This is a genomic window from Thermodesulfovibrio thiophilus DSM 17215 (assembly GCF_000423865.1).
Taxonomy (GTDB): Bacteria; Nitrospirota; Thermodesulfovibrionia; order Thermodesulfovibrionales; family Thermodesulfovibrionaceae; genus Thermodesulfovibrio; species Thermodesulfovibrio thiophilus.
Genome location: NZ_AUIU01000013.1, coordinates 74,483 through 94,125 on the forward strand (window position 1 = coordinate 74,483; position 19,643 = coordinate 94,125).

The following is a 19,643-nucleotide window of genomic DNA, read 5'->3' on the forward strand; positions in this document are numbered from 1 at the left end:
GAGTAAGAAATGGGAGAGGGAAAAATTTTAGTAGTAGATGACAGCCCTCTTGTAAGAAAATTAGCTGAAATTTCTTTACAGGAAGCTGGATACGAGGTTTATACAGCAAATAATGGAGAAGAAGGGTTAAAAATTGCAGAAACTGTTAAACCTGATCTTATCTTAGTAGATTTTATAATGCCTAAAATGACAGGTTCTCAATTATGTAAGCTTATAAGAGATCATGAAACTCTTAAAGATGTTCCAATTATTTTAATTACAGGAAAAGGTGAAACAGTAGGGCAGACATTTATTGAAAAATATAAAGTTTTAGACTACTTTATAAAACCTTTTAAATCCGAAGATCTTGTAGAGAAAGTTAAATCAACATTGCATAAAATTCCTGAGAGTTATGTAATGCAAGAAGAAGAGATAAAAGAACTTGAAGAAATTGATTCTTCTTTGAATAGCTCTGAAGTTGAAGAAATCTTATCTTTAGAAGACGGTGAATCTTTGCAAATTTCAGATCAAGAGATTCCTGAAGAAATTCAATTGAATGAAGAGGTATCTGAAGAGTTAACAGGTGAGTTGAAAGCTCAAGAAATAAAAGATAGCATAGAAATGCCCGAGCAATCAGAGTTACAAATCTCTGAAGACACGGAAATTTCTAAAATACATGAAATAGAAGATGTTAAAGACTTACAATCACAAATAGAAGAAACTTCTTCTATACAGTTTGATGAAGAAATTCCAACATTACATGAAAATGTTAAAGATGTTGTGTCTGAACCAAAACAGGATGTGGTTAAATCATTTTATGATATAACTGAAATAGAAAAATTAATTGAAAACAAGCTTAATATGTTCTCAGAAAGATTTATCTCCGCATTTGATGCTTCAGTTGAAAAAATCTTGAAAAAATATGGTTTAATAAAAGATCCATCTCTAGTTCTTTCAGGAAATTTAAAATTATTTAAGCTTTCTGAAATTTTTGCTTTAATAAATTCACATAAATTAACAGGTCTTTTCGGAGTGCATGATACGGGAATAGTTTATGAATTTCTATTTGTAGATGGTCAGATTATCTATGGAATATCAGATTTACAAAAACGAAAACTCGGGTTTAAATTGCTCAATGAATTTCCTCAAGATGAAATAAAAAATATAACCAGTGAAGCGATATCTGCTTTAATAAAATCTAAAAATGGTACTTTTATTTTTGAATCAAAACAGTTTTCTGATAGTTGTATTTTGAATAGAACGAAATATAATCCTTTAGAGTTTTTTTAAAAAGTATTAAAATGATATAATGAAAATTATATAGAGAGGAGAGGAAAATGGTTAAGATCCTTATTGCTGAAGATTCTAATGTAGATGCAAAATATATTGAATCCATTCTTTCAGACAAGGAATACAATCTAGTTTTTGCAAAAGATGGTGAAGAAGCAGAGAATTTACTCAAGCAGGAAAAATTTGATCTCGTAATTTTAGATGTGGTTATGCCCAAAAAAAATGGATTTCAGATTTGCAGAGAAATCAAGAAAAATGATGAGACAAAAGATATACCTGTAATTCTTGTAACATCTAAAAGTGAGGATGCTGATAAATTCTGGGGTAAGATGCAGGGTGCTGATGAGTATATTATAAAACCTTTTGAACCAATAGATCTATTGGTTGCTATAAAAAAATGTCTGAAGAAATAAAACAATCAGAAAAATTTTACTGTGTTTTTGGTATAGGAGAAAGAGAATTTCTTATCCCAAGGGAAAGTGTGGTTCAGGTCCTGGATATAACTAGAATATTTCCAATTCCTGGAGCTCCTGAATATATAGTCGGTGCCTTACCTGTAAGAGGTAAAATTATTCCTGCGATAGATTTAGCTAAAGTTTATAATATTGAAAGATTAAATTACTCTGATAAAAAATTACTGGTTATTGATGTAAAAAATGAACAAATAGGAATTTTATCTGATATTGCGCCATTTTTTGTTAGTTTTGAATCTGATATAGTCGTTGAAGATTTTATTGATCCTGAACAGTTATTTGAACGATTGAAAGTTAATTCTCAAAAAAATTCAGAAAATAGGAATGATCAATAAATCCGAGCTTATAAAATATTTTCTTTTAGAAGCTGATGAATGTGTTAATACACTAATCGAAGCGATTGAAGAACTTGAAAAAAATGGATACGATAAAGAGGCAATTGAAGCTCTTTTCAGGGTAACTCATACTTTAAAGGGTTCTGCATCTATAGTTAAATTTGATAAAATTGCAGAATTATCTCATAAACTTGAAGACCTTTTCGAAGCTTTATTGAACCAAGAACTCAATTTTGACAACTCTTTAATTTCTCATATTAAAAAAATTATTAATTTAATTGTTACTCTTGTAAACGAAGTACATGAAACAGGCGAAGAAAAAAGCAATATTGATCAAGAGTTGATAGAATTAATTGATGATATTCTATCAAGCAAAGAGATGCCTGTAAAACAATACGAACCTACAACTTTTGAAGTTTTGCCAATAACCAATACTGTAAGGGTTGAACTTGGACTAATTGAACATATATTTACTTCATTGGGCGAAGTTCTTGTCCAGAAAAATACAATAACAGACAGAGAACGAGAATTATTAAATATTGTTGAAGAAATTTCACAAAGTAGTAGAAGGCTTTTAAAAGAAATTGCTGATTTTTCTGATAGATACTGGTTGGCTCAACAGGATAGTGGACAAAAAATAACAGATATTTTCTTTACTGATTTTAGTGACTTAGAATTTGATCGATATGATGAATATCATATTTTTTTAAGAAAAATTCAGGAAATAACAAATGATATAACAGATGGAATAAATTCTTTACTTGTTTTCTCTGAAAATCTTTCTTATAACTTTAAGTCTCTTGGAAGAGAGATTAGTTTTTTGAAAGACAGTCTGCTTGAAATAAGAATGATACCAATTGGAAAACTTTTACATAGAATATGTGAAGCGATCAAGGATACGGCGAAAGATATTGGTAAAAATATTGAAATAGAAATTAAAGGAGCAGAAATAAAAATTGATAAGCCGGTTTTTGAATCATTATATGAACCAATTCTTCATATTCTTCGTAATGCTATTAAACATGGAATTGAATTTCCTGAAGAAAGAGTTAGAAAAGGCAAACAACCAATAGGTAATATAGCTATTAATCTTAAAAAAGAAGGTAACTATGTAGTTATTAATATTAAGGATGATGGTAGAGGCATAGATATTGAAAAGGTAAAAGAAACTGCTATTGTTAGAGGATTGATTTCTTCTAAAGATGCTTCTATCCTTCCAGAGGACGAGATTTTGTCTTATATATTTGCTTCGGGTTTTTCAACTTCAGATGAAATAGACCTTCAGAGTGGAAGGGGCATGGGACTTAATATTGTTAAAACTACAATTTTAAAACTTAAAGGTACAATAGAAGTTTCTTCAGAACTGAATAAAGAAACAACATTTACAATAAAAATTCCTCAATCATTAACTGTAAACAATCTCCTTGTGTTCAGATCATCTGACTTAGATTTTGCTATTCCTATCAATTATATTGATGAAATTTTAACCATTGAAGATTTCCCACAAGTTATGGAAGAACGAAATATTAATTATAAGAATAGAAATATCCCTGTTAAACTCTTTTCAGAATTTTCATTGTCTTTAAACAGTAAAGCTCTTGAAAAGGGTTATATAATTTTATTGAATTTTTCAGGAACCAGAAAAGGTCTGGTTGTGGATGATATATTAGGATACGAGGAAGCAACAGTTAATAATTTTGGGAAATTTCTTGAAGGTTTAACTCAATATACAGGTTATTTTATATCAGGTAGAGGTATTCCCAGATACGTAGTAGATCCTTTAAAAATATTCGAAGAAGATATTGTAGTTACAGCCCAATACCAACCCATTCAAGAGCAGTATTTACACTTAGGTGCTGTTCTTGTGGTAGATGATTCTATTAGTGTAAGAAAAGCTTTGCAAAATATTTTAGAAGCAAAAAAATTGAAAGTATATGTTGCCAAAGATGGCTCTGAAGCTCTTAAATTAATGGAAAATAAAAATATTGATTTATTGATAACAGACCTTGAAATGCCTGTAATGCATGGATATGAACTAATCAGTAGAGTAAGAAAAGATGCAAGATTTAAAGATGTACCTATAATTGTGCTCACTTCGCGAGGCACAAAAAAGCATGAAGAAAAAGCATTAGCTCTCGGTGCTGATGGATTTATTGTTAAGCCTTTTGATGAAGGCACGATATCCCAAATTCTTTCAAAATTTGAACTCGAAACTAATGTCTATTAAACCTTAAATCTTCCTGTTACATCAATAAGTTCTTTAGACGTATTTGAAAGTGATTGAGAGATATCTGTAAGCTCAACAGTTATTTCAGATATATTATCTGTAACTTCCTTAACTCTTTGAGCGGAATTAACTTCGCTGTCTGTTATTTCTTTTTGTTTTTGAGCTATAGCATTAATTTCAGTTATAATCTGGCTGGTCTTTTTTATGATTGAATCAATTTGTTCAAATATTGCTGTTGTCTGTGTAACTATATTTGTTCCCATTTCTACATAGTTTGTTTCTTCTTCTAGATTTTTTGTAACTGAAGTTGCTTCTTCCTGAATTGCAGTTATAATATCTGCAATATTTTTCGATGATTTAGCTGTTCTTTCAGAGAGGGTCCTGATTTCTTCTGCAATAACGACAAACCCTTTTCCTTCTTCTCCGGCTCTTGCTGCTTCAATTGATGCATTCAACGCAAGAAGATTTGTTCTGTTTGCAATTTCGCTGATTATAGTTGAAATAGTTCCTATTTCCATTAGTCTTTCTGAAAGAAGTTTCATTCTTCTGTTTATTCCCTGCACAGCTGTTCTGATTAACTGCATACTATTAATTGTTTCTGTAACAATTTCATGACCTTTAAGTATTGAATCCAGGGCTTCCTTTGAGACATCAGTGGCAACAATGGTTTTTTCGCTTGTTTGAGTTGCAATACTTGAAGCTTCCTCAATGAGTGATGCTATTCTTTCAATTTCCTGTCGTTGTATCTGCGCACCATTTTGAAGCTTTTGAATTATTTCATGAAGAATTCTGCTTTTCTCTCCTATATCATCTGCTGAATTTTTAGCTTCTTTAACAAGTTCACTCAATCCATCTGTCATGAGGTTAAAAGCATCTGCTAGAGAACCAAATGCATCTGGAGTAACCATTGCTCTCTGTGTGAGGTCTCCTTCAGATGCTGAAGTCATAATCTGTAAGAATTTTATGATATTATTTTGCATTTCCTTCTTTTCTTCTTCTGTCTGAATAATTGTAGAAAATTTATTGATCATTTGATTAAATGCATTGGCAATTTTTTCAAATTCATCACCTGTTCTTAATTGAACCTGTTTTTCATAATTACCCCTGCTTATTTCTTCAATAGCTTCTGTAATAACAGATATAGGCAATATTATATGTTTTTTAAACCAAAATACGTTAGCTACAGAAATTACAATTAAAACAAGAGCAAACACTCCGAGAACAGGTCCAAATTTTATAATAGTATTTATAACTCCTATTTTTTTTAGAATAAATTCATCACCATAAATATCATACCCTGTAATAATCATTCCTGCTAAAAGAACAATTGTTGATAGAATAATAGATAAACCGAATATTATAAGAAATTTTCTATAAAGAGAACTTTCTTTCTTAACAGTTTGTTTAGGCATATTAATCCCCCTGATTTAAGGTTATTTTTAAAACTTTATATAAAATAAGTAAAACTTTGTAAAATTGTCAACTTTTTTTACGTATTAAAAATTAACATTTGGAATATATATCAGTTAAATGTTATTAATTTGCACAAAAATTATATGATTAAGATTGATAATATAGGTGTTCAAATGCTGCAGAAAATATACACGGGTATGCCTTTATAGACGATGTAATACTATCGATATTTAATGAGAATGGCGAGGTGAAGCAAGTCACCTCGCCATGTTTGAAATTTTATTTTCTGTCAGAAATAAGTTCTTCAATAACTGAAGGATCTGCAAGAGTTGATGTATCTCCAAGTTCCTCCAACGCACCCGAGGCAATCTTTCTTAATATCCTTCTCATTATCTTGCCACTTCTTGTTTTTGGAAGCCCGCCTGCAAATTGAATTTTATCTGGTGTGGCAATAGGACCTATCATCTGTCTTATATGAGAAATTAATAATTTTTCTAAATCTCTTGATGGTTCGTATCCTTCTTTTAACACTACATAAACATAGATCCCTTCACCTTTTATTTCATGTGGAAATCCTACTACTGCAGCTTCAGCTACCGCTGGATGGGCAACTAAAGCTGACTCAACCTCTGCTGTGCCAATTCTATGGCCGGATACATTTATAACATCATCAATTCTTCCCATTAACCAGTAATCACCATCTTCGTCGACTCTTGCTCCATCACCTGTAAAGTATTTGCCGGGAAAACGAGAGAAATATACTTCTTTAATTCTTTTGTTTTCAGGGTCTCCCCATGTTCCTCTGAGCATTCCAGGCCATGGTTTTTCTATGACAAGATATCCACCTTCATTAACTCCAGCAGGAGAACCATCCTCTTTAAGTACTCTTGGAACTATACCAAAAAATGGTTTTGTTGCTGAACCTGGTTTTAATGGTGTTGCACCAGGCAGAGGTGTAATCATAAATCCGCCGGTTTCTGTCTGCCACCAGGTGTCTACAATAGGGCAACGCTCTTTACCTATATGCTTGTAATACCACATCCATGCTTCAGGATTTATTGGTTCACCAACTGTGCCAAGAATTCTTAAACTTGAAAGGTCATATTGATATGGCCATTTTTCTCCTTCTCTCATCAATGCTCTAATGGCAGTGGGTGCAGTATAAAAAATATTAACTCGATGTTTTTCTACAATTTCCCAGAATCTTCCAGGGTTTGGATAGGTTGGAACCCCTTCAAACATTAATGAGGTTGCACCAGCACTTAAAGGTCCATAAACAATATAACTATGCCCTGTTACCCAGCCAATATCAGCGGTGCAAAAAAATGTTTCCTCTGGTTTATAGTCAAATGCAAGTTTAAATGTAATATTTGTATAAACCATGTATCCACCGGTTGTGTGAAGAACACCTTTTGGTTTTCCTGTTGACCCAGACGTATAAAGTATAAATAAAGGGTCTTCAGCATCCATTTGTTCGGGTTCACAGTAGGTTTCAATATCAGAATCATTCATAAGGTCATGCCACCAGTAGTCTCTTTCAGGGTCCATATCCACAAAATTGGCAGTTCTTTTTACAACAATAACTTTTTCAATTGTAGAAGTTCCTTCAATTGCTTGATCAGTGTTTGATTTCAATTGGACAATTCTTCCACCTCTTAATCCTTGATTTGCTGTAATGAGAAGTTTTGCACCGCAGTCATTTATTCTTTCTCTTAGTGATTGAGCTGAAAATCCTGCGAATACAACACTGTGAATTGCCCCAATTCTTGCACAGGCAAGCATTGCAATTGGAAGCTCTGGAATCATTGGAAGATAGATTGAAACTCTGTCCCCTTTTTTAATCCCGAGTTTTTTTAGCACATTTGCAAATTTATTAACTTCTCTGTATAGCTGCCAGTAAGTGTATGTTTTTACTTCTCCATCGTCAGCTTCCCAGATAATGGCTGCTTTATTTCTTAATGAGTCGAGATTGCGGTCAAGACAGTTATAGGAAGCGTTCAATTTAGCATTTTTAAACCAGTTTATATAAGGTGTTTCAAAGTTATAATCTAAAACTTTATCCCATTTTTTATACCATGTAATATTCTGTTCTGCTATTTCTGCCCAGAAACCCTCTGGATCTTCAACAGAGCGTTTGTAGAGCGCTTCATATTCAGCCATACTTTTAATATAAGCTTTCTCTGAAAGCTCTTTTGGTGGAAGAAAAACCCTCTCTTCTTTAAGTAATACATCCATACCTTGAGTCATAGTTTAACCTCCTTTTTTGTATTAATTTTAACATTTATTCTGCTCCGACTCCAATATAAGATCTTATTTTTTCGGATTCATACTTTGCTTCAGCTTCTTTCTCCTGAGTAAATAAAGATACAACTATACCAATAGCAAAAGAAGCAAAGAAGGAAATTATAGCTGGATTCTTAAGAGGAAATACTGGATGAGAATTTTTAAAAATATCAACCCATACAGTAGGACTTAAAATGATTAGCATGACACTGAGTACAAGTCCTGTATAGATACTCCATACAGCTCCCTGAGTTGTGAATTTTTTCCAGAATATAGACATTAACAGAGCAGGAAAGTTTGCAGATGCAGCAACAGCGAAAGCAAGACCCACCATAAAGGCAACATTCTGTCCCTTAAAAACTATTCCAAGTATCATGGACAGCACACCAAGACATAGTGTTGCAATTTTAGCAGCCTTTACTTCCTGTTTTTCATTTGCTTTTTCTCTTTTCACCACTCCAGCATAAATATCATGAGAAACAGCGGATGCTCCAGCGAGAGTAAGTCCTGCTACTACAGCAAGAATTGTTGCAAATGAAACAGCGGCTAAGAAACCAAGAAAGACCTCTCCACCGAGTGCTTCTGCTAATAGAGGAGCAGCCATATTTCCACCGTTGTCAATTTTAGTTATAATCTGCTTACCGACAAGTGCTGCAGCTCCAAATCCAATAGTGAATGTAAGTATGTAAAAGTATCCGATGAATCCTGTTGCATAAAATACTGATTTTCTCGCTTCCTTTGCATCAGGCACGGTGTAAAATCTCATAAGAATATGCGGTAATCCAGCTGTTCCAAGCATTAAAGCTATTCCAAGAGATATGGCATCAAGCGGATTTGTTACTAAACCGCCGGGTTGAATAAATTTTTCACCATATTGCTGAGTTACAACTGAGAATAGCTCAACGTAATTAAACCCAAATTTATAAAGTGTGAGAAACACTAAAAGAGTGGCTCCAGCCAGAAGCAAACAGGCTTTAATTATCTGAACCCATGTTGTTGCAAGCATTCCACCAAAAAGAACATAGGCTATCATGAGACTTCCTACAATTATTATTGCCAGTTCATAAGGAAGTCCAAACATGAGCTTTATTAACGAACCAGCACCGACCATCTGGGCAATAAGATAAAAAAGTACTGTAATCAATGCTCCTGTTGCAGCTGCTGTTCTAATAGGTCTACGTTTTAATCTGTAGGCAACAACGTCTGCAAATGTATATTTACCCAGATTTCTGAGCGGTTCAGCAATTAGAAACATTACTATTGGCCATCCTACAAGCCAGCCAACTGCATAAATCAAACCATCATAACCTTTTAAGGAAACTAATCCTGCTATGCCAAGGAAGCTTGCGGCAGACATATAGTCTCCAGCCAGAGCTAGTCCATTCTGAAGTCCGGTTATACTTCTTCCAGCAGCATAAAACTCAGTAGTTGTTCTTGTTCTTTTAGCTGCCCGGTAAGTAATATAAAGAGTTATGGATATAAATAAAAGAAAGAAAAAAACACCTGTTAATGTTGGTTGCCCTAAAACAGTGGTTGTCATAATTGACCTCCTAATTTTTCTTTAAGTGCTGATATTTTCTGGTCGTACTTTTTATTTGACCAGAAAATATAAATTCCTGTAAAAATCCATGACAGAACAATTACACCTATTCCCAGTGGAATACCAACAGTCACAGGACCATAAATTTTTTGATTTAGAAACTCCCTGTTATAAGCTATGAGTAATATGAACCCAAAATATACAATTAACTCAAGCACAGTTAGAATTAAAGAAATAAAGTTTTTGCTTTTTACAAGATTTTTAAATTCTTTTGAATTTAAAATTTCTTCTTCCATGGTGATACCCTCCTTAAAATTGATATACTTCTTTTTTTGCAATTCCCATATATCCGGATATATCAGGACTTCCTATGTTCAGCATTTCTTGAACAGTGTAAATATTTAGTTCGCTAAGAAAACTTATAAGTCGTTGAAATATTTGAGCAGTTATAAATGCATCAGCAAGTGCGTCATGTAACTCTTTTGGTTCAACTCCAAGTGATAAAGCAACACTTTGCAAAGAATTATTTTGAATAAATTTTTCAGGTAATAAACCTTTTTGAATAAGCCATCTATAGATAACGAATGTATCTAACGCTATGGGTTCGTATATTTGATTGATATGTTTATTAATGGCTTTTTTTAAAAAAACAATATCAATTGATACACAAAATCCTACTACTATTAAATCTTTTACAAATGAAAGGTACTCTCTGAGGACTGGCTTAATGTCAGGGCAGCTTTCAAGTTCTGTTGGGGTAATCTCATGAATCATTATGCTGTCTTTCTTTAAAAAACTTTCTGGTTTTACTGTTCTGTAAAATATTTCTCCCATTTTTATTGTTTTCCCTTTCATTTTTATACATCCTACAGAAATTATAGTGTCCTTTGTTTCATGAAGTCCTGTTAGTTCTGTATCAACAACAACAAATTCCGTTTCATTAATTGATAATCCTTTAAATTTATTGATTTTTTGTTTCTTAAATATTGAAAACATTTGTTAAATAATCATTAATTTATATCTTTCAATCAAAATATCCTGCAATTTTGATATAAGATGAAAGGTATCTTTAAGCAGTTTCTTTTCAAGATTACTCAAAGTTTCTGGATTTATAAAATTATCTGGCATCATTCCCTGAATTACCTGTTCATACTGGTGTTTCATTCTAAGAAACATCAAAAACTCAAATGCATAAATAAGTTCTTCTCCATATTCTTTTGCTAAAGCATGCTTATGTTTAAGTGTCTCTATTCTTTCTAAAGTTGAAGTTTCTCGTACTCCTTTTTCCAGACTGAAAAGTCTCACAATATCAATAATAGGCGCAATTCCTTTAATTTTTAAGTTTAGCTTGTCTTTATGTTCACCGCTTTTTTCAACAACAAATGTTTTAAAGAAACCAAGTGGAGGACGATTTTTCACTGCAAGATTCGCAAGATAACCAAGAAAGATTTTCTGGTCTTTAATAATAGTTAAAAGATATTCTCTTAACGACTCTTCAAGTGATAGATCACCATAAATACCTCTAAAATCAAAAAAAATAGCTGAAAAAGTTATAGATTCACCCTTAGGAGCATAAACCCATTGTGAAAAATATTTTTTCCACATTTTAAGTGGCTGACACCATCTGGGGTTACTTGCCATAATATCTCCTGGACATGGTGGAAATCCACATTTAAGGAGATTATCTTTAATGTAATTTGTAAATTCGAGAAAATATTTTTTTATTGATTCTTCTTGCTCCGATGCTGGATCAGCGTATATTAATGCATTGTCCTGATCAGTTTTAAAGGTTTGCTCTTTTCTTCCCTCTGAACCAAGAGCAATCCAGCAGTATGGAACAGGTGGAAGTCCAAACTCACGCTCTGCAAACTGAATGATTTTTCTAACTATTCTGTCATTAATCTCTGTGATAATTCTTGTAATATTGCTTGCCTTTGCACCTTGGTGAAGTAGATTTCCAACAATATTAGTCATCTGTTTGGATGCGTTAATAAGTCCATCAATGCTCTGCTGTATCTCTATATCTCTTACTATTGTTACTGGTGAAAAGCCCTGAAGCATCATAATATCATGGTTTGTAATAACTCCATCAATCTGCCCATTTTTTATTACAAGAAGATGATGAATATTATATTTAAGCATCCTAACAATGGCTTCAAAACAATAATCTTTTGCGTCAATTTTAATTATCGGAAAACTCATAATATTTTTAACTGGTTCATTAACATCCATTGCCGCTGCAACAACTTTTCGACGTAAATCTTTATCAGTTATTATTCCAGCAGGAATACCTTCAGAATTTAAGACAATAAGAGAACTTATTCCATTCTCGCACATAATTGTTGCTGCTTCTTTTATAGAGGTATGTTCAGGGATTGAAATAACATTTTTAGAACCGATTTCTTCTACTGTTGTAGTAAAAAGAATTTTATCAACAGAGCCTGTGAGAGTCTTTTTAACTGATTCTTCCATATATCTTTTATCAAGATATATATTCATAAAAGATTTTAAATAAAAGTCTCTGATCTCTGGATAGCTGTTCATAAGAGTTAATACTGTTTCTTTTGAGATGAGATAACAGATTGTGTCATCTATAGCTACGACATTTGCTCTTGATTTATCTCCGCTTATCAAAGAGACAAATCCAAAAGAATCTCCTTCGCTTCTGTAATCAATTATAACTTCCTCATTGTTTACTCTTCTGTAAACTTTAACTCCGCCTTTTTTTATAATATAAAGAAACTCACTTGGAAGACTGTCCTGAAGAAGGATATGCGTGTTTTTAGGGTAAAATTCCATAGATGTTTTTACAGCTATGGAATTTATAACTTCATTGGCTAAAAACTCAAATGGCGGAATGGATTTAAAAAACTCAATTATGTCTTCTATGATTTTTACCATGCTTTTAGAGAAAGCAAAATATATACCATAATTACAATGTGTCTAATTACGGTAATGAGATTCAGTGAAATCTTATACATATTACTTAAGGTAACAAGAAAATGTGTAAAAAAGTAACAAATTATAAATCCAAAATAATTTTTTAAAGCTTTTTATAATGAATTAAAGAGTTGTTTTAGAAAAAATGATTATTTATCAGCAGTTCAGAGAGTTTTGCTAATTAATAATAAAAAATGATATATTTATCAGCTTATGACAGGAATAATTAAAGCACTCGGGCTTGTTTTTGGAGACATCGGAACAAGTCCTATCTATACATTAACTGTAGCTTTTTTAATTCTTGAACCTACCAGTGAAAATGTTCTTGGTGTTTTAAGTCTTGTTTTCTGGACTTTAATTATTCTGCCAACTCTTCAATACAATGTGCTTGCAATGAGCCTGAGTATAAGAGGAGAGGGTGGAACAATAGTTCTTTCTGAGATATTCAAGTCTCTTGCAAAGTCTAATAAAGCAAAATCTCTTGTTGCACTTCTAGCTTTTGTTGGAGTTTCATTTTTAATGGGAGATGGTGTTATAACTCCAGCAATAAGTATTTTAAGTGCTGTTGAAGGGTTATCATTTATTCATGGATTTGAAGGAATTTCACAAACTACCATAGTCTTAGTTGCTATTGTAATTGCTGTTGTTTTATTTATTTTTCAGAAAAATGGAACTGAGAAAGTTGCTTTCACTTTTGGTCCTATAATGTTTATATGGTTTGTATCACTTTTTGTTTTAGGTATGATTTCAATTTTATCAAATCCAGTAGTTCTTAAAGCAGTAAACCCATACTATGCAGTAGATTTTTTGCTGCATAATGGATGGAAAGGATATCTGACCCTTGGAGAAGTTATTCTCTGTACAACAGGTGCTGAGGCAATGTATGCAGATATGGGGCATCTTGGGTCAAAACCCATAAGAAAAGCATGGACAATGGTTTTTTTTAGTTTAATTATAAACTATTTTGGTCAAGGTGCCTTTATTTTAAGTAATCCTCAGGTTAAAAATATTTTATTTGAACTTGCATTAAATGTTCTTCATTCTTTTTATGTGCCATTTTTAGTTTTAAGCTTGCTCGCCACAGTTATTGCTTCTCAGGCAATGATAAGTGGGATGTTTTCCATAGTATATCAGGGAATAACAACGAGAATACTACCGATGTTAAAAATTGACTACACATCAAGAGAATTGAAATCTCAGATATACATTGGTAGTATTAACTGGCTTTTACTTATAGCTGTTATTTTTATTATGATAAACTTCAAGAGTTCATCAAATCTTGCTGCAGCATACGGCTTTGCTGTTACAACAGATATGTGTATCACGGGCATAATTTTACTTTCGATATTTTTTCTTAAAAGAAACTATATAGCTGTTTTGGCGGCTATTATTGTAACAGTTGTTGATTTTATATATTTCAGTTCAACTTTATATAAAATCCCTGCAGGTGGATACCTATCAATTATGCTTGGCTTATTCCCCTTTTTTACAATATTGATTTATACGCAAGGTCAGAAAAGGCTTTATAGATATATGATGTTTATGCCAGCCGATGAATTTATCATTAAATTTGAGAGAGTTTATAAAACATCTCCCAGAATACCCGGTACAGCGATATTTTTTATAAGGGATACAGACAAAATTTCACCCTATATTATTGAGACGATGTTTTATCATGGAATTATATACGAAGATAATATCTTTTTATCTGTATTTATACGACCTGATCCATTTGGAGTAACAGGATATTTCAAAGACGATCTTTGCCTCGGTATAAGAGTTTTTCAAATAGAGATGGGTTATATGGAATTTGTAAATATTGAAGAAATTTTAAGACACAATGGCATAGAAGAAAGAACAATATTTTATGGTCTAGAAGACATTATTGCAAAAGGTCCATGGAAGTTTTTTGTTTTTTTAAAAAGAATAACACCCACGTTTATAAGTTTTTTTCGCCTGCCACCAAGAAAGCTGCACGGTGTATTCACAAGGCTTGAGATGTAATTAATCTATTCAAGAAGTGCACAGTAAAATTAAGTAATAAAAATATGAAAAATTTAAAAAATGATGATTTTCTATAGATAAATATTTTGTTTGACAAAAAAAATTTTTTTACTTTAATATATAAAGTTTGCAGGGGCTTTGTCCCTGTTTTCATCTCTGTGGGAGGAGGTCGAAAATTGTATGCTTTAGGGACCCATCTTTTAATTGAGTTAAAAAATTGCAATCCTGAGATCCTCAAAGATCTCGAAAGTGTTAAAAATATTCTGGTAGACGCTGCCAAAAAAGCCAAGGCAACAATCGTTAATGTTAATTTCCATGAGTTTAATCCATTTGGTATTAGTGGAGTGGTTGTTATTGCAGAGTCTCATTTAACTATTCATACTTGGCCAGAATATGGTTTTGCCGCTGTTGATGTATTTACCTGTGGAGAGACTATTAAACCGGAAGTTGCAGCTCAATATATTATAGAAGCATTTGAGTGCAAGCAACCGTCAATAGTGGAAATGAAAAGAGGCATAATCTCTCATCATAATGAGAAACTACCACATAAGGTATGTCATGAAGAATTACAAATGGTATATTGAGCAAACGTCAGATGATGAGATTATATTTCATTCTCTTAAGGAGATAATACACTCAGATATTTCTCCTTATCAGAGAATTGAAGTTATACGGTCTGGTAATCTTGGACGATGCCTTCTTCTTGATGGGAAAATGCAGTCTTCAGAGGCTGATGAATTTATTTATCATGAAGCTCTGGTTCATCCTGTTATGCTATTAAATGAATATCCGCAGAGGGTTTTAATTGCTGGTGGAGGAGAAGGAGCTACTTTACGAGAAGTCTTGAAATATCCGGTTAATGAAGTTGTAATGGTTGATCTTGATGAATCAGTTATTAAAGTTTCCAGAGAATATCTCCCAGAATGGAGCAGTGGGGCTTTCGATGATCCGAGGGTCAGGTTAGTTATAGATGATGCAAGAGTTTATATTGAAAAGGTAAAAAATCATTTTGATGTAATTATAGTGGATTTACCTGAACCGGCAGAGGATACTCCGGCATTTCTTCTGTATACTATAGAATTTTATGAAAAAGTCAAGGAAGCTCTTACAGACTCGGGTATGATGGTTACTCAATCTGCCTCTGCCTCTGTGAATAATTTGAGAGTTTTTATTTCGATTGTTACCACCCTAAAATATGTATTCCCTTATGTTGCTCCGTATCTTACTTATATTCCTTCTTTCTTTGCTCCATGGAGTTTTGTCCTTGTTTCTAAAAAAGCAGGCGCAGACAAAACTTTTGAGAAGATAGAAGATAAACTTTCTTCAATGCAAGATAGATTAAAATTTTATGATATGGATGCGCATATTGGAATGTTTCATCTGCCAAAACACATTAAAACAGCTATTCAAAAAGGAGGGGTAGTCATACATGATGACTGCCCCATTTCATTTTATTAATTAATCTTTCTTTTTAGAAGGAAGCACAGCTAACCCTGGTAATTCTTTCCCTTCCAGAAGTTGTAGAGAAGCACCGCCACCTGTTGATATAAATGAAATTGAATCGCTCACTCCTGCTTTATGCACTGCGTAATCTGTATCACCACCGCCAACTATGGTAAATGCATATGAATCAGCAACAGCATGTGCGATTGCAAATGTACCTCTTGAGAAAGCGTCTATTTCAAAAACTCCCATTGGTCCATTCCAGAGAATAGTTTTTGCATCATGTAAAGCTTCGGTAAAAAGTCTTACCGAAGCTGGACCTATATCAAGTCCACGCCATCCCTGTGGTATTTCCTGTACAGGAACAATTTTTGTTTCAGCACCAGGATTTATACTTTGAGCAATTACTACATCAACAGGAAGATAAAATTTAACCTTGTTCTGTCGAAGCTTTTCCATTATTTTTGTGGCAAAATCGATCATATCAGCCTCAATAAGTGAATCACCGACTTCATATCCCATAGCTTTTATAAATGTAAAAGCCATTCCTCCACCGACAATAACTTTATCTGCTTTATCAGCAAGATTTTCAAGCACTCCTATCTTACCTCCAACTTTTGCTCCTCCCAGGATTACAACAAAAGGTCTTATTGGAGATTCCACTGCTCCTTTTAAGTATTCAATCTCTTTTTTAAGTAAAAATCCAGCAGCAGAAGGAATAAATTTAGGAATACCGACAATAGAGGCATGGGCCCTATGAGAAGCACCGAAAGCATCGTTTACATAGAAATCAGCAAGAGATGCTAGAGCCTTTGCGAATTTTTCATCGTTTTTTTCTTCTTCAATACGAAATCTTAAGTTTTCAAGAAGCACTACATCTCCTTCTTTCATTTTGGAAACAAGACTTTCAACCTGGTGTCCAATACAGTCAGGTGCAAAAAAAACTTCTTTATTAAGAAGCCTTTGAAGTCTTCGTGCAACAGGAGCTAAAGAAAGTTTGGGATCCACTTTACCCTTAGGTCTGTCAAGATGAGAAGCAAGAATTATTTTTGCTCCTTCATCAATTGCGTAGTTTATGGTTGGTAGGGTTGAACGTATACGTCTGTCATCTGTTATCACTAGATTCGCATCAAGAGGCACATTAAAATCTGCTCTTATAAATACTTTCTTTGATTTTATCGGTAAATCTTCAATTGTCAATTTGTCAAAAGAGTTATTAAAAGGTGCCATCATATCCTCCTAAATTTTTTTCATTAAATAAACAACAAGGTCTCTTACCCTGCAACTGTAACCATATTCATTGTCATACCATGATATTACTTTGGCAAGTTTACCTTCTATGACTTTTGTAAGAAGAGAATCAACAATAGAGGAGTAAGAAGAATCATTAAAATCAATTGAGACGAGAGGTTCTTCAACATAATGTAAAATCCCTTTAAGAGATTCGTTAGAAGCCTTTTTAAATGCTTCATTAATATCAACTTCTGTCGCAACTTTACTAAGTTGAGTTACAAAGTCAACCATTGATACATTGGGAGTTGGAACTCGTACTGCAAGTCCGTCAAGTTTTCCTTTAAGTTCTGGAAGCACTTTGCCTACAGCTTTGGCAGCACCTGTTGTTGTGGGAATCATTGATACAGCAGCTGCTCTTGCACGTCTTAAATCTTTATGAGGTAAATCAAGAATTCTCTGGTCATTTGTATAAGAATGAACGGTTGTTGCAAATCCTCTTTCAATCCCGAAATTTTCATGAAGAATTTTAACAACAGGAGCAAGACAGTTTGTGGTACATGAAGCATTGGAGATAATTTTATGAATTGACGGATCAAGTAAGTGATGGTTAACGCCCATAACAATAGTTATATCTTCCTCTTTAGCCGGTGCTGTAATGATCACCCATTTTGCTCCAGCCTGAATATGTCTGGATGCTCCAGCCCTGTCTGTAAATTTACCAGTTGATTCAACTACCGCGTCAATCTTCAAATCCGCCCATGGAAGTCTTTCAGGAGACGTTTCAGTAAACACCTGAATTTCTTTGCCGTCCACAAAGATATTATTTCCCTGAACTTTTACAGAAGATTGAAATGTTCCATGAACAGAATCATATTTAAGTAGGTGTGCAAGAGTATGAGCATCTGTAAGGTCATTAATTGCAACAATTTCAATATCTGGATAACCGTAGCATGACCGGTAAAAGAGTCTTCCAATTCTACCAAATCCATTAATAGCAATTCTAATTGACATAAATTCCCCCTTTAAATTTTTTCTTGAAAGCTATTTATAACCATTCCGGTAAGAAGTTTAGGATAGAAATATGTCGATTTAGGCGGCATCCTTAGCCCAGCTAATGCAACTCTTTCTATTTCTTCCACCCTTGTGGCTCGCAGTATAAAAATTGCATCACATTTGTTTTCTTTAACCATTTTTATGGCTTTTTCAATATTTATTTCATAACAGACTTCTTTCTGTGGAAAAAGCTTTAAAATCACCTCTTCAAGAATATTGATATCAATAGAACGTAACGGTTCAGGTAAATAATCAAGATCCGGACCGTTATAGGTAAGAATATAAAATTTATTATCTTCTTTTAAATATGCTCCAATGTTTTTGGGCCCTGCTTTTTCAATTGCTTCCTGTATATCATTATCTTTGCTAAATTCAGATAAATGAAAAAGCTTATTTTGTTTTCCCAGCAGCTTTTTAACTGATAAAGGAGTACTTAGCAGTCTGTGAGTTGGCAGAATAAGATAGCCGTTGTCTTCAATATTTGTAAGAAACATGAGTACATAATTCCATGCTGCTTCTTTATGACCGGGATAAACTTTATCCATTTGTTTCTTAAACTCTAAAGCAACTTCATATCTATGATGACCATCAGCAATAAATATAGGTTTATGCTTGAATTCTTCGATAATTAAATTGATTTGAGAAGGTTGTGTAATTTTATAAAGTTTGTGAATGTTTCCGTTTAAATCTCTTGCTTGAATATAGGGATTTTTTAGATTTTCAACTATTTGAGACGTTGTTCTTTCTTTTGAACGATATAATGAAAATATTAAAGACGTATTAGCCATACAGGCTTTCATGAGATTTAACCTATCTGTTTTGGGTTTTGAATAAGTCTGTTCATGAGGATAGATTCCTTTGCCGAATTCTTCTAGCCTTACAGTGCCTATTATTCCTTTTAGTATTCGATTTTTATTTTTATATGAGTATTGAACTTCGTAGCCATAAAAACATGGTTCTTTTTCTTGTAAGAGAACACCCTCTTCAATCCATTTATTTAAATATTTTTTTGCCAGAACATATTTATCTATTTCAGAAGAGTGTTTGCCGTGGTCAATCCTTATTATATTATAAGGACTTTTATTATAAAGAAACTCTTGAATCTCATCAGAGATAATGTCATAAGGCGGGCACATTACATCATCTCCGCATACTTTTTCAGGATTATAGAGGATTCCTTTAAAAGGTTGAATAACAGTCATATAAGTTCTATGATAACATTTAGCTTCATTATAGCTCAATGTAGATTGAATATCAACGAATTTAATAGCAAAAATAAGGTCTTTTTACTTTCAAAACGATAAAAAGTGAACTTTCAACCCCGTAAATATGAAATCGTTATAAAAGCACTGTCTTTCATTACTCTTTTATCAACATTTTAAACAATTGACACAGAATAGACAAAAAAATTAATATTGATGTAAGGAACT

At 33.0% G+C, this 19,643-nt stretch carries 16 protein-coding genes; 7 read left to right on the plus strand and 9 right to left on the minus strand.

From position 1 onward, the window contains the following. The first annotated feature begins 9 nt into the window (after window positions 1-9). From G581_RS11630 to G581_RS0104845, 4 genes are read left to right on the plus strand one after another with little or no spacing between them, the layout of a single operon-like run. Window positions 10-1,269, plus strand: a complete 1,260-nt coding sequence (locus G581_RS11630) for a response regulator (RefSeq protein ID WP_051178878.1) — start codon at window positions 10-12, stop codon at window positions 1,267-1,269. Window positions 1,270-1,316: 47 nt separating this feature from the next. Further along, window positions 1,317-1,682: a response regulator gene (locus G581_RS0104835; RefSeq protein ID WP_028844845.1), complete on the plus strand. Its 366-nt coding sequence runs from the start codon at window positions 1,317-1,319 to the stop codon at window positions 1,680-1,682. After that, a complete protein-coding gene (locus tag G581_RS0104840) occupies window positions 1,667-2,077 on the plus strand; it encodes a chemotaxis protein CheW (RefSeq protein WP_028844846.1) in 411 nt (136 codons plus the stop codon). The genes G581_RS0104835 and G581_RS0104840 overlap by 16 nt, the downstream gene beginning before the upstream one ends. Continuing rightward, window positions 2,067-4,304: a response regulator gene (locus G581_RS0104845; protein WP_028844847.1), complete on the plus strand. Its 2,238-nt coding sequence runs from the start codon at window positions 2,067-2,069 to the stop codon at window positions 4,302-4,304. The genes G581_RS0104840 and G581_RS0104845 overlap by 11 nt, the downstream gene beginning before the upstream one ends. On the opposite strand, the gene G581_RS0104850 is transcribed toward G581_RS0104845, so the two are convergent. From G581_RS0104850 to G581_RS0104875, 6 genes are all read right to left on the minus strand, one after another. Continuing rightward, window positions 4,301-5,716, minus strand: a complete 1,416-nt coding sequence (locus G581_RS0104850; protein WP_028844848.1) for a methyl-accepting chemotaxis protein — start codon at window positions 5,714-5,716, stop codon at window positions 4,301-4,303. The two genes, G581_RS0104845 and G581_RS0104850, sit on opposite strands and share 4 nt — an antisense overlap. Before the next feature lie 280 nt (window positions 5,717-5,996). Continuing rightward, window positions 5,997-7,964, minus strand: a complete 1,968-nt coding sequence (acs, locus tag G581_RS0104855; protein WP_028844849.1) for an acetate--CoA ligase — start codon at window positions 7,962-7,964, stop codon at window positions 5,997-5,999. Window positions 7,965-7,998: 34 nt separating this feature from the next. Next, window positions 7,999-9,540: a sodium:solute symporter family transporter gene (locus tag G581_RS0104860; RefSeq protein WP_028844850.1), complete on the minus strand. Its 1,542-nt coding sequence runs from the start codon at window positions 9,538-9,540 to the stop codon at window positions 7,999-8,001. Next, window positions 9,537-9,836: a DUF485 domain-containing protein gene (locus G581_RS0104865; RefSeq protein ID WP_028844851.1), complete on the minus strand. Its 300-nt coding sequence runs from the start codon at window positions 9,834-9,836 to the stop codon at window positions 9,537-9,539. The genes G581_RS0104860 and G581_RS0104865 overlap by 4 nt, the downstream gene beginning before the upstream one ends. Window positions 9,837-9,849: 13 nt before the next feature. After that, a complete protein-coding gene (locus G581_RS0104870) occupies window positions 9,850-10,536 on the minus strand; it encodes a 3'-5' exonuclease (protein WP_028844852.1) in 687 nt (228 codons plus the stop codon). Window positions 10,537-10,539: 3 nt separating this feature from the next. Continuing rightward, entirely contained in the window at window positions 10,540-12,441 is a 1,902-nt protein-coding gene (locus tag G581_RS0104875; protein ID WP_028844853.1) for a DUF294 nucleotidyltransferase-like domain-containing protein, read from the minus strand. A gap of 252 nt (window positions 12,442-12,693) precedes the next feature. On the opposite strand from G581_RS0104875, the gene G581_RS0104880 reads away from it, so the two are divergent. The 3 genes from G581_RS0104880 (at window position 12,694) to speE (ending at window position 15,942) form a co-directional block, all read left to right on the plus strand. Beyond that, window positions 12,694-14,484, plus strand: coding sequence for a KUP/HAK/KT family potassium transporter (locus G581_RS0104880; RefSeq protein WP_028844854.1), 1,791 nt, complete (start codon window positions 12,694-12,696; stop codon window positions 14,482-14,484). A 176-nt stretch (window positions 14,485-14,660) separates the two neighbouring features. Further along, a complete protein-coding gene (gene speD, locus G581_RS0104885; protein ID WP_028844855.1) occupies window positions 14,661-15,068 on the plus strand; it encodes an adenosylmethionine decarboxylase in 408 nt (135 codons plus the stop codon). Further along, on the plus strand, window positions 15,043-15,942 hold the full coding sequence (speE, locus tag G581_RS0104890; RefSeq protein ID WP_028844856.1) for a polyamine aminopropyltransferase: 900 nt from the start codon (window positions 15,043-15,045) through the stop codon (window positions 15,940-15,942). Before speD ends, speE begins: the two co-directional genes overlap by 26 nt. On the opposite strand, the gene G581_RS0104895 is transcribed toward speE, so the two are convergent. The 3 genes from G581_RS0104895 to G581_RS0104905 are packed head-to-tail and all read right to left on the minus strand — an operon-like array spanning window position 15,943 to window position 19,454. Beyond that, window positions 15,943-17,157, minus strand: a complete 1,215-nt coding sequence (locus G581_RS0104895) for a phosphoglycerate kinase (protein WP_051178880.1) — start codon at window positions 17,155-17,157, stop codon at window positions 15,943-15,945. A 9-nt stretch (window positions 17,158-17,166) separates the two neighbouring features. After that, on the minus strand, window positions 17,167-18,171 hold the full coding sequence (gene gap / locus G581_RS0104900; protein ID WP_028844858.1) for a type I glyceraldehyde-3-phosphate dehydrogenase: 1,005 nt from the start codon (window positions 18,169-18,171) through the stop codon (window positions 17,167-17,169). 11 nt (window positions 18,172-18,182) lie between these two features. After that, on the minus strand, window positions 18,183-19,454 hold the full coding sequence (locus G581_RS0104905) for a DUF1015 domain-containing protein (protein WP_169368384.1): 1,272 nt from the start codon (window positions 19,452-19,454) through the stop codon (window positions 18,183-18,185). Window positions 19,455-19,643 lie beyond the last annotated feature (189 nt).